General features: G+C 41.4%; 12 protein-coding genes. 2 read left to right on the top strand and 10 right to left on the bottom strand.

Annotated elements, in window-relative coordinates; translation table 11 throughout:
* The 9 genes from BIZ38_RS03180 to BIZ38_RS03140 form a co-directional block, all read right to left on the bottom strand.
* On the bottom strand, nucleotides 1-783 hold the full coding sequence (locus BIZ38_RS03180; RefSeq protein WP_054552339.1) for a TatD family hydrolase: 783 nt from the start codon (nucleotides 781-783) through the stop codon (nucleotides 1-3).
* Nucleotides 783-1307: a hypothetical protein gene (locus tag BIZ38_RS03175; protein ID WP_054552340.1), complete on the bottom strand. Its 525-nt coding sequence runs from the start codon at nucleotides 1305-1307 to the stop codon at nucleotides 783-785. The genes BIZ38_RS03180 and BIZ38_RS03175 overlap by 1 nt, the downstream gene beginning before the upstream one ends.
* A gap of 1 nt (nucleotide 1308) precedes the next feature.
* Nucleotides 1309-2049, bottom strand: coding sequence for a twin-arginine translocase subunit TatC (tatC, locus tag BIZ38_RS03170; protein WP_187489538.1), 741 nt, complete (start codon nucleotides 2047-2049; stop codon nucleotides 1309-1311).
* Between the two features lie 50 nt (nucleotides 2050-2099).
* Nucleotides 2100-2432, bottom strand: a complete 333-nt coding sequence (gene tatB, locus BIZ38_RS03165) for a Sec-independent protein translocase protein TatB (protein WP_054552342.1) — start codon at nucleotides 2430-2432, stop codon at nucleotides 2100-2102.
* A gap of 5 nt (nucleotides 2433-2437) precedes the next feature.
* Complete coding sequence (gene tatA, locus BIZ38_RS03160) at nucleotides 2438-2677, bottom strand: Sec-independent protein translocase subunit TatA (RefSeq protein ID WP_054552343.1); 240 nt, start codon at nucleotides 2675-2677, stop codon at nucleotides 2438-2440.
* 77 nt (nucleotides 2678-2754) lie between these two features.
* Nucleotides 2755-4356, bottom strand: a complete 1602-nt coding sequence (gene ubiB, locus BIZ38_RS03155; RefSeq protein WP_187489537.1) for a ubiquinone biosynthesis regulatory protein kinase UbiB — start codon at nucleotides 4354-4356, stop codon at nucleotides 2755-2757.
* A gap of 17 nt (nucleotides 4357-4373) precedes the next feature.
* Nucleotides 4374-4979, bottom strand: coding sequence for an SCP2 domain-containing protein (locus BIZ38_RS03150; RefSeq protein ID WP_138618506.1), 606 nt, complete (start codon nucleotides 4977-4979; stop codon nucleotides 4374-4376).
* 28 nt (nucleotides 4980-5007) lie between these two features.
* Entirely contained in the window at nucleotides 5008-5763 is a 756-nt protein-coding gene (gene ubiE / locus BIZ38_RS03145; protein WP_054552346.1) for a bifunctional demethylmenaquinone methyltransferase/2-methoxy-6-polyprenyl-1,4-benzoquinol methylase UbiE, read from the bottom strand.
* A gap of 121 nt (nucleotides 5764-5884) precedes the next feature.
* Nucleotides 5885-6871 (bottom strand): GGDEF domain-containing protein, encoded by a 987-nt coding sequence (locus BIZ38_RS03140; protein ID WP_054552347.1) that lies wholly within the window; start codon nucleotides 6869-6871, stop codon nucleotides 5885-5887.
* Between the two features lie 359 nt (nucleotides 6872-7230).
* Here BIZ38_RS03140 and BIZ38_RS03135 point away from each other — a divergent pair, with 359 nt between their 5' ends.
* Together BIZ38_RS03135 and BIZ38_RS03130 are read left to right on the top strand one after the other, a co-directional pair.
* On the top strand, nucleotides 7231-9009 hold the full coding sequence (locus tag BIZ38_RS03135; RefSeq protein WP_138599078.1) for a DUF885 domain-containing protein: 1779 nt from the start codon (nucleotides 7231-7233) through the stop codon (nucleotides 9007-9009).
* Nucleotides 9010-9124: 115 nt separating this feature from the next.
* Nucleotides 9125-10609, top strand: coding sequence for an FMN-binding glutamate synthase family protein (locus BIZ38_RS03130; RefSeq protein WP_055020563.1), 1485 nt, complete (start codon nucleotides 9125-9127; stop codon nucleotides 10607-10609).
* Between the two features lie 56 nt (nucleotides 10610-10665).
* Here BIZ38_RS03130 and mtnK read toward each other — a convergent pair whose 3' ends face one another.
* Nucleotides 10666-11883 carry an S-methyl-5-thioribose kinase gene (mtnK, locus tag BIZ38_RS03125; protein ID WP_187489536.1) on the bottom strand — a complete coding sequence of 406 codons (1218 nt, stop codon included), beginning with the start codon at nucleotides 11881-11883 and terminating at the stop codon, nucleotides 10666-10668.
* Nucleotides 11884-11970 lie beyond the last annotated feature (87 nt).

Here is an 11970-nt window from a genome sequence, read left to right as displayed (position 1 = left end):
TTAACCCTTTATGGAAAATAATTGCTGAAAGTTTAGTGTAGTTTGTTTTGCCACTTCAGTAAATTCTGAGCCTTTTAAATCAGCAATTTGCTGACATACATAAGGAAGGTTCTGAGGCTCATTACGGCGAGTTTTAGGTCTAGGCCTAATATTTCTCGGCATTAAAAAGGGCGCATCAGTCTCAATTAACAAGCGATTTAAAGGGATAGTTGGTACTAAGGCTTGTAGTTGTTCACCACGGCGTTCATCGCAGACCCAGCCCGTAACACCGATATAAAGCCCCATTGCTAGGTAACTTTGGAGTGCGTTTTCGTCACCCGTGAAGCAGTGTAGTACGCCTCGTACCTTGTAATCACTCAAGATTGCGAGCATATCTTCGCTGGCATCTCGCTCATGCAAATACACAGGCATATTTAGTTGCTCAGCAAGCTGTAACTGGCGTCTAAAAACGCTGCGCTGAACATCGCGAGGAGAAAAGTCACGATTGTAATCGAGGCCACACTCGCCAATTGCAACCACTTCAGGGTGTTGGCTGAGAGTTGTTAAGTGTGCTTCAAGGTGATCATCTGCAGTTTTTGCATCATGAGGGTGGACCCCAGCTGTGCAAAATTGCTTAAACTGTTTGGCGAGTTTAAGAGAGGCTTGGCTACTTTGCAGATCGCAGCCAATAAGAAGCATCTGTGTTACATTTGCCTCTGCGGCACGTTGTAACACAGCTTGATGAATATCATCAAATTGATGATTGCTTAAATTGACGCCAGCATCAACTAGCGAATAGTTCATTAGTCAGTACGCTTAACACGAATTGAACGGTTTTGCCCTTCGATTCTTAACAAGAATGAATTGAAAACGCCTCGTTCAATTATGACTTTGTCGCTCACCTCTAGCTTCATTCTATCTGAGCCTACTTGGCGCCACTGTTGACCGTTTTCTAGCTCTATAATCAGCTCCCCGTAAGGCGCTTTTCTAACGCTCTTAACCACTGCGGTTATTTCGTCATCATTTTTTTTTGCAACTTCTTTGTGCTCTAAACCAAAGTCTTCATTTTTTGTTTTTAGAGCTTGTTCACTTGTTGCGGCTGCCGCGGCAACAGGAGCTGCTGAGCTAGTTACAGGTTGCTCAATTTGTTTTTTTGTAGCCGGTTTTGAAAGTGATTTACCTGCCATTACGTTGTCGTAACAAAGTAAGCGGTTAAAATCATTTTCAACAAAAGTACAGGCTTGCAATGCTTGTAAGTTAACTTCGTCTGCCTGTGCAGTACCAGCAATAGTTAAAAGAGCAACGAAGGGAATGAGTTGTTTTTTCATTTTATTCCTCGGATTCCTGTTGAGGTTTGGCGGTATAGAATGCAGCCAAAATTAAACCTAATTCAAATAATAACAGCATGGGTAATGCTAGCAATGTTTGTGACAGTACATCAGGAGGTGTTAAGAACATGGCAACCACGAATACACCTACCACGATATAAGGTCGTTTTTCTTTTAAACTTTTCGTTGTTGTTGCGCCACTCCAGCATAACAGCATGATGGCAACAGGTATTTCAAACGCAATACCAAAAGCAAAAAACAGTTTTAAAGCAAAACTTAAATAACTACTAATATCAGGTGCTAATGTCATCATATCAGGGCCAGTATTAGTAAAAAACCCTAAAATAATAGGTAGCACCACAAAGTAGCAAAATGCGATACCACTATAAAATAGCAAGATACTTGAGGCCAAAATTGGCATTAGCATGCGCTTTTCATGTTGATACAAACCTGGTGCTATAAAGCTCCAAACTTGATGCAGTATCATGGGAATAGCAGCAAATAACGCCACAAATAAGGTGAGTTTAAACGGTGCAAAAAAAGGTGCTGTTACATCCGTTGCGATCATGGTGGCAGTGCTTGGCAAGTTTGCAATCAGTGGAGCTGCAACAAAGCTATAAATATCGTTGGCAAAATACACCAAGCTGATAAATATTAGCAAAATGCTTAACAAAGCTTTCATGAGTCGGTTTCGTAACTCAATCAAGTGGCCAACAAAGCCTGTTTGAGCTTGCTCGGTCATAATTTACTATTCATCATCATTGTTATTGACCACAAAAGCAGAGATTAATTTCACTTTTTTTCGTCATTATTGTTAGTTTCTGCTTTTTCTGGTGTGTCTTTTTTATAACTGTGGGTAACTGACTGAGCAGCCTTTTGAAGTTCGTTTACAGAATCTTGCAGATCTGGTGTGAGCTCTTGCAAATTTTGCTGTTCTGCTTTTTTTAAGTTCTCGTGAAGCTCATGGATACGGAGTTCTTCGTTCACTTCAGCTTTCACTGAATTGGCGACTGACTTTAATGTTTTTACCCAGCGGCTAACTGTACGAATTGCCACAGGCAAGCGCTCAGGACCTAACACAATCAGACCTACGATAAGTACGACAACAAGTTCCCACATCCCCATGTTGATTAAGCCTTATGGTCGTCTTTGCTTTTCTCTACGGTTTCTTTGCTTTGCGTGTTAGAAGCTTGCTCTATTTGCTCGCTTTTGGAATTAGTTTGGTCATCATCAGACACGGCTTTTTTAAAGCCTTTTACTGCGCTACCTAAATCACCGCCAATGCCACGAAGTTTCTTTGTGCCAAATAACAACACGATGATTGCTAAAATAATGATTAATTGCCAAATACTGATACCACCAAAACCCATGGGTTACTCCGTTTTTATCAAATTTATTGAATAGACTTGCCTTGATTATACCCACCAAAACATAAATAGCACTTAGTTTATGCGCTTCGCCATGCTGCAATAAAGCCTGCTATAGCAAAGCCTGCGGTAATTACACTGGCGACTAAGTCATGCTGTAAATAACATAAGCCTGAAACTATTAAACAGCTACCAGCAAAGATACTAAGTAACAAAGGCTTAGCAGATTGCGGCGCTGGCAATTGTACAGGTTGTTGTTGACGTTTTAAGTTTTGATAAATTAAATCAGGTAATTCAGGCATTTTTTCTGCCCAAAATGGCAAGTTCGCATACATTTTTTTCATTACTGCAAGCGGACCAACTTGTTCTTTGACCCAATCTTCTAGAAAAGGTTTAGCGGTTTTCCATAAATCAAGCTGCGGATACAGTTGTCTGCCAAGGCCTTCAACATACAACAGCGTCTTTTGTAGTAACACTAATTGCGGTTGAACTTGCATATTAAAGCGACGAGCCGTATTAAACAGGTTAACTAGCACGTGGCCAAAAGAGATTTCGGCCAGTGGTTTGTTGAAAATTGGTTCACACACAGTACGAATGGCAAATTCAAACTCTTCAATGCTGGTATCGGCGGGTACCCAGCCAGAATCAACATGCAGTTGCGCTACTTGGCGGTAATCACGGTTGAAAAAGGCAATAAAGTTCTCTGCTAAATAGCGTTTATCTTCACGATTAAGGGTGCCCACAATGCCGCAATCAATGCCGATATATTTTGGGTTATGAGGGTTTTCACGTGAAACGAAGATATTACCCGGATGCATATCAGCGTGGAAGAAACTGTCGCGGAATACTTGTGTGAAAAATACTTCGACTCCACGCTCAGCTAGTAGCTGCATATTGGTATTTTGTGCCAGTAATGCGTCGGTATCAGATACTGGAATACCGTAAATGCGCTCCATTACTAATACGTTATTGCGGCTGTAGTCACTGTAAACAAAGGGAATGTAGAGCGAATCTGAGTCTTCGAAGTTACGGCGTAGCTGAATCGCATTCGCCCCTTCACGCATTAAGTCGAGCTCATCGAGTAAAGTTTTTTTGTACTCGTTTACTACTTCAATAGGGCGTAAACGTTTTGCTTCTTTTAATAACTTAGCAACCAAGCGAGCGACTTTTTGCATTAGCATTAAGTCAGCATCAATTTGCTCTTTAATGTTAGGGCGAATGACTTTAATCACCACATCTTGTGGCGCGCCATGCTCATCAATTAAGGTTGCCGTGTGAACTTGTGCAATCGAGGCTGATGCCAAAGGTGTTTGCGAAAAATCACTAAATAATTTACTAATATCATTAATACCGAGCGCCTTTTCGATCAGTTGCTGGGCAAGCTCACCTTCAAAAGGTTCAACCTGATCTTGTAGCAGTGCAAGCTCTAATGCGACATCATGCGGCAGTAAATCACGGCGTGTAGAAAGCATTTGACCAAACTTGATCCACACCGGGCCGAGCTCTTGCAATGCAAGTCTTAAGCGCATACCTGCAGGTTTATCTTTATGTTGGTTACGTAACCAAAATAAGCTGCCACGGGCGAGTTTGGCAAACCAAGGCACTCGTTTACGCGGAATTAATTCGTCTAAGCCATAGCTCAGTAGAGTTTTAGTAATGTAATAAAGACGAGCAGACGACACACAAGTTCCTTAGCGCATTAGCGTGACTGTAACAGCGCGTTAATTCGCATCTCTAATTGAGATACTTGGCTTTTTAATTGGCGATTTTGCTGTTTAAATTCAGCAAGTTCAAGAGGGTGTATGGTCACTGCTAACTCATCTTGGCAAAGCGTTGTTAAGGTATTTTCTAACTTGCTTTTCGTTTGTGAACTACGACGTTTTAAAGCTTGAATAGAGAGCCACAACTGTTGTGCTGGGGCATCGCCAATGTATCGAGAAAAATGTTCTGGCCAATCAATATCAAGCTCAGCAAACGCATTGCTAAAGCCTTGCGCAAGATTTAAATCGCCTTGTAAGTCGAGCTTGTCTTGGCGAATGAGTTGCGTGAGCATTGATGGATCTTTAAGCGCCAATAAGGTGTTGATATCGGCGCTGATCATGCAGTCAAAACTGCGTTCTTGCGTACTGTATAAGTGAATTTGCTCGTCGCTGTAAACGCACAAAATTGACTGTTGCCAATCACGTATCTCAATCAACAGCTGTTTATCAGCAATTGCTGCAAGCTTACCCTTTAACTGAGGGTCTAACTGCAGCAGTTGATTAATGATTCGTTCGACGAGTGATAACAGAGCGTTTGCTAACATCGCGTTACCTACTTAATTTACAGAGTTTTTAGTATTTAAAACCACGGTGAAGGGCAACAATACCGCCAGTAAGGTTTTGATAACTGGTTTGTTCAAAACCCGCATCTTCCATCATGCCTTTTAATGTTTCTTGATCAGGATGCATACGGATAGACTCAGCAAGGTATTGATAAGACTCGCTGTCATTCGCAACCAGCTCACCCATCTTAGGTAAGATATTAAATGAGTAGAAATCGTAAGCTTTGCTCAGTATTTCTTGCTCTGGTTTTGAGAACTCAAGCACAAGTAAACGACCGCCAGGCTTAAGAATACGATACATTGAGCGTAGAGCTTTATCTTTATCGGTCACGTTACGAAGACCAAAGGCAATCGTAATTAAGTCGAAGCTGTTGTCAGGAAATGGCAATGCTTCGGCATTCATTTGTACATATTCAATATTGCCAACACGACCAAGATTACGCAGTTTCTCGCGGCCAACTTTCAGCATTGAAGAGTTGATATCGCCTAAGATAACTTGACCTGTTTCACCCACTAACTGACTAAATTTAGCGGTCAAATCGCCTGTACCGCCAGCAAGATCTAATACATAGTGACCTTTACGAACACCAGAACTTGCAATAGTTTGGCGTTTCCATAAACGATGAATACCGAACGACATTAGATCATTCATTACGTCATACTTTGCAGCGACTGAGTGGAATACATCAGCAACCATTGATGCTTTGTCGTTTTCAGCAACGGTTTTATAGCCAAAATGCGTGGTCTTTTCTTGATTCTCGTTCATGATTAATCTCTATCGTGGCAATAAAGACTAGTGTACTTGATTGTAGCTGTGGGGTGCAATTTGATTATAACTAAATCATCAGATTAGCATTGCTTTTCATGATTTAGCACAGGTTTAAACTTTACTGGCCGGCAATAAAACTACTTTGCCCAAGCGACTTGGCTTTCGCAGCTGCTAAAGAGGCTTTACGGGCTAAGCTGTTAAAGTCGCCATCGCCTTCATGTTTAGCGATACCTAGGGCTAAGGTAATAGCGGGGAGTTTGGTGCCATTTTTTGAGCTGACAAAGCGCAGCTTTTCGACACCATTTCGTACTTTTTCGGCTATTAAGTTGGCAGTTTCAGGCTCAATATCAGCAAGTAAGATGGTAAATTCATCTTTACTTGTGCGCCCAGGTAAGCCGCTTTCTTGTACGTATTTTTGCACCTGCTTGGCGACTTTATTTAAAATTACTTCACCAATCACATCACCATAGTTTTCAATAAAATGGTTTAAGTTCTCAATGTGAATAGAGATAGCACAAACCGCTTTATTTTGGCCGACCCAAAGTTGAGTTTGTTGATTTAAGTAATGGCGCTTGTATAAGCCGGTTTGTTGGTCGGTGATGTGTTGTTTGCGTAATTGAGTGAGCTGTTTTTGGGTTTTTTCTTGCAGTGATTTGGCTTTTGCTATTTCTTGCTTAAATTGACGATGCTGATTGAGCAGGACTTCAGATTGCTTACTGAGCATTTTTAATGCATGACGCGTTTGCTCAATATTGTTTTCATCAATTGAATGAACACATTCTGTGACTTGATCAGCAAAGCGCACAATATTTTGCTCGTTATTGTTAGCATTTCGCGAAAGGGTGTTAATTACTGAGTCAACGTTGCGAACAATGGCGGTTTTCATTTTATGCCCTTGCTCTATAAAATCGAAATAAAGCTGTTCTACATAGACACAATCGATGGTTTTTCTTTGTGCGATGGCACGGTCAATAGCGGCGTTAAGTTTAGGGTTAGACTGGCTGACGTAGGTGTAAACAACTTGGTAGTTAAGTGGTGACGGCGGTAATGCATGATGTTCTAAAAAGATACATACCTTTGTCATTTTTTCTTGAGCAATAGCCATGGGATCATGGAACATCATTTTTCAATACCACTAAATACGCATATCAACCAATTAATCATCTCTTCCGTAAGGTATAGCTGCTTCCAAGCATAAATACTGAGTCTACAGTAATCTGTAATCAGCCTATTTAAAAGCAAAATCGCTTACTTTGGAACTTAAATTTGTTTCGTTTGTGTCTATTAGCTGATTTTCTCAACAACTTTAACAAGTGTAATTAAAAATTGCTTAAACCTTGCTCATTCTTATTTATACACCGTTGTTAATTTGAGCGTATTTAACCTGAGCTTGGTCGCATTTGTTTGGGTTTTAGCCAGTGCTGCGCTACTTTAGCGATACTGACTAAAACTAAAAAGAATGCTATGAAACAAACACTGTCGCGAACTTTAAATCGTTCTGTTATTGCGGTTGCTTTAGCGTGTACTTTAAGCGCTTGCCAAGTAACAAATATTGATGCTGATCAGCAATTTACTCAAGTAGCCGAAAATATTGTTAATTATCGCCAAAGCATCAGCCCGTATGGTAAAGATAATGGCGTTGATGGTTATTTATTAGAAAATCTATCGGCTGAATTTTTAGAACAAAAATACCAAAAGAATACAGAGTTACTTGCCGAGCTAGACGCTATCGACCGTGATAAGTTATCGGAAGAAAATCGCATTAACCTGACTATTTTACGCGGCCAAGTGCAAAATAGTGTCGATGAATATGTGTTTAATGCGCACTATATGCCGCTGACATCTGAATATGGGTTCCATTCTAGCTTGTCATTTATGATCTCCAGCTCAGATTACACAAAACCACAAGATTACCAGCTATATCTCGCTAAATTACAGCAAATTCCTCGCTATTTTTCGCAAAATATTGGCTGGATGCGAAAGGGGCTTGAAGTGGGCCTAACCCAGCCAAAGGCTGTTTTAGAAGGTTATCAAGACTCAATCACGGCTTATATTGTTGATGATGCTACTAAGTCTGAATTCTACAAACCATTTTTAAATAACACGGCAGGCCTAAGTGATAGCGAGTTTGCAGCGCTACAAAAGCAAGCGCAAACCATTATCACAGAACAAGTTATTCCGGCATATCAAGGTTACTTAACCTTCTTTAACAATGAATATCAACCGGGTGCACGTACAGATATTGGTATTTCAAGTACGCCGAATGGCAAAGCGTTTTACGAAAATCGCGCTAAGTACTACACCACCACAGATATGACGCCAAAAGAAATCCATGAGCTGGGTTTACAAGAAGTCGCGCGTATTCGCGCAGAAATGGAAAAAATTATCGAGAAAGTAGGCTTTGAAGGCTCGTTTGCTGATTTTGTGCACTTTTTACGTACTGATCCGCAATTTTACGCAAAAACACCAAAAGATTTGCTAAAAGAAGCGTCTTACATTGCCAAGAAAATGGATGCGCAGTTACCTAAGTTATTCCACACCTTGCCAAGAATGCCGTACGGTGTTGCGCCAGTGCCAGAGAGCATTGCACCTAAATATACAACGGGTCGTTACTCAGGCTCTCGCCGTGATGATCAAGCAGGTTATTACTGGGTTAATACCTATGCGTTAGATAAGCGCCCGTTGTATGTACTTGAAGCATTAACTTTACACGAAGCAGTACCTGGGCATCATTTACAAATCTCGCTAAATGCTGAACTTGAGTCATTACCAAGTTATCGCCGTAATGCATATTTGTCGGCATTTGGTGAAGGTTGGGGCTTATATTCGGAGTTTTTAGGTATCGAAGCGGGCTTTTATCAAGACCCATACAGTGACTTTGGTCGTTTAACTTATGAGATGTGGCGAGCGGCACGTTTAGTGGTTGATACCGGTATGCATATGTATGGCTGGAGCCGCGAGCGTGCAATGAAGTTTATGAGCGAAAACACCGCGCTTTCATTGCATAATGTGAAGACAGAAACTGATCGTTATATCTCATGGCCTGCACAAGCGTTGTCATACAAAATTGGTGAGCTAACGATTAAACGTCTACGCCACGAAGCTGAGCAAGCACTTGGTGCAGATTTCGATATTCGCGAATTCCACCATCAAATATTGCGTCATGGCTCAGTGCCAATGTCAGTGCTTGAAGAGCAAATTCAACTTTATATTAAAGCTGAATTAGCAAAACGAGCAGCATAGCTGTATAGCAGTATAAAAGAAGAGGCGTGATTTACATCACGCCTTTTTTGTTTATTGCACGTAATATAAACACCTTATATGCTTTGAAGGATGTCATTTCACAAAGGGGCCTTGGATGAGTGATTTTATAATTTTTAGTATCGATGTATTTGCCAGCTTGTTTATTTTTGCACTCGGTATAGGTTTGCTGGTGATTGTGTGCTTTTACATTAGTGATGTGACGCAATCTAAACAGGCGATTCGCCGTAATTACCCGGTGATCGGTCGCTTTCGTTATTTTTTTGAACGCCAAGGTGAATTCTTCCGACAATACTTTTTTGCCATGGATAGGGAAGAGCTACCATTTAATCGTGCTGAGCGAAGCTGGGTGTATCGTGCTGCGAAAAATGTTGATCGTACTACGGCCTTTGGTTCAACCCAAAGCCTTGAAGCAACGGGCACTGTGATGTTTATGAACTGTGCGTTTCCGACTTTAGATGAAGATGCACTCGACCCGAGCGAAGTCACGTTAGGGCCTTATTGCCAAGCTCCTTATACAACAAACTCGTTATTTAATATTTCAGGTATGAGCTTTGGCGCATTATCTAAGCCCGCTGTTCGCGCATTATCGCGAGGGGCAAAATTAGCCGGCTGTTGGATGAATACCGGCGAAGGAGGGCTCAGCCCTTACCACCTTGAAGGTGGCGCTGATATTGTGTTTCAGATTGGCACGGCAAAATATGGTGTACGAGATGAGCACGGTAAATTAAGCACCGAAAAACTCAAAGCGATTGCTGAGCACGAACAAGTTAAAATGTTCGAAATTAAAATGAGTCAAGGTGCTAAACCCGGTAAAGGGGGTATGTTACCAGGGCGCAAAGTGACTGCTGAAATTGCAAAAATTCGGGGTATTCCTGAAGGGCATGACTCGATTAGTCCAAATGGTCACCCAGAGATTAAATGCCCAGCAGATTTACTCGATATGATTGAAACGGTACGCAGTACCACAGGTAAACCAACCGGTTTTAAAGCGGTTATTGGTGAATACACTTGGCTCGAAACCTTGTTTAGTGAAATAAATAACCGTGGTATTGAATCTGCCCCTGATTTTATCACTATTGATAGTGCCGACGGTGGAACGGGCGCTGCCCCTCAACCCTTGATGGATTCAGTTGGTTTACCGCTACGAGAGAGCCTGCCTTTGGTTGTTGACTTGCTAAAAAAACATGGTCTCAGAGAACGAGTGAAAGTGATTGCATCGGGTAAGCTAATCGTACCGTCAAAAGTGGCTTGGGCACTCGCGCTGGGTGCTGATTTTATTGTGTCGGCGCGTGGTCATATGTTTTCGTTAGGTTGTATTCAGGCTCTACAATGTAATAAAGATACCTGCCCGACCGGTATTACGACTCATAATGAACGCTTACAGCGGGGCCTAGATGTGACCGATAAGGCACAACGTGTCGCCAATTATAATAAGTTTATTCATTATGGTGCAGGGCTGATTGCTCATTCATGTGGTGTATCAAGTGCCCGCGAGTTAGCTCGCCAGCATGTGCGAGTGGTACAAGAAAATGGTTTATCAGAGCCGCTCGATAAAATGTATGAGCACTACAATAAATAATCTAGTTGAGTTGAATAATTCAAAGGCGCATTGAGCGCCTTTTTACTTTTTGACTATCAGTTTAATAAACTGATTAACAACGAAAAGAACTCGTCTTTATTGTTACAGCTTGTGGCATTGAGCATCAGTTGCTCGCCGAGTACAAGAGTTTGTTGTTGTACTGCTAAACGAGCTTGTGCATCTTCAATACCGTCTATATCTGCAACATGGGCTAAACCAATAGTACGGCGAATAAGTTCAGCGCCACAGTAGCCAATCGCATCACGCAATACGTGTTGTAAGTAATCTTCGCTAAAGGCGCGGTTTGCAAAGCTAATATCAGTTGCTTCCCTGCTTGCTAGGTTTAACCAATGTTGCTCAAATTGGCTATAACAGTCTTGTAAGCAAGTTAATAAATGGGTTTGATACTGACGGCGCTTTGCTTGCTCTGTAATACGGGCGTTTTGGGCACAGTAATTTAGTAGCAAGTTACCCATAAATGAGCCGATATCGAAACCAACAGGGCCAAAAAAGCCGAACTCTGGGTCGATCATTTTAGTGGTTTTGCTATCAACAAAAATGCTGCCACTGTGCATATCGCCATGCAATAAAGTTTGCGGGCACGATAAAAATTTCGCTTTTAATTTAGCTGCGGCTAGTTTTAAAGCACCATTATTACGAATACTTTCGACGTGCTCAGTAAGCTCTGCAGGGAAATTATTGCGCTCATGCTCAATGTACGGATCAGTAAAGAATAAGTCTTCTGTGATCTTACATAAATCAGGGTTAATAAATTGACTGACTTTGGCTTTTTTATCTTCAGCAGATAAGTAAAAATCCGAGTTATAAAAGCCTATACGGCTTAAGTAGAGCGCAACATGACTTGCCAATAAGGGAAATTGCTCTGCGTTGATTTGTGCGCCACGTAAAATTTGTAACTCACCTAAATCTTCTAACACGGTTAATGCCAGCTCGATATTGTGATGTAATATCGCCACGGTATGCTCTGGGCATAACTTACCATGATTAATCAATACTTCGGCTTCGATTCTGGCGCGGTCTAACGATAATGGCCATGACTCACCTACGCAGCGGGCATAAGGGAGTGCTTGCTTTAGAATTACACTGTTGTTGTGCTGATCAGCAACCCGAAAAACTAAGTTTAAGTTTCCATCTCCAAACTCGTATGCAGTCAGTGTTGCATCAGCAGGGAAGACTGAAATTAGTTCACTTTTAACAAGTTCTTTAATGTAATCAACAGCATGCTCTGCATTAAAGGCAGTGTATTTAGCCATGGCTCTATCTCGTAATACAATTAACTTTGAGCATTCTATACCTGTAACCGTTTAGATGTCCATACATCTAGCTTGTTAGTTGTCTAA

Origin of the sequence: Pseudoalteromonas sp. BZK2, from assembly GCF_014349195.1 — a bacterium.
Lineage (GTDB): Bacteria > Pseudomonadota > Gammaproteobacteria > Enterobacterales > Alteromonadaceae > Pseudoalteromonas > Pseudoalteromonas simplex.
This window is presented reverse-complemented; position numbering and strand designations above follow the sequence as displayed.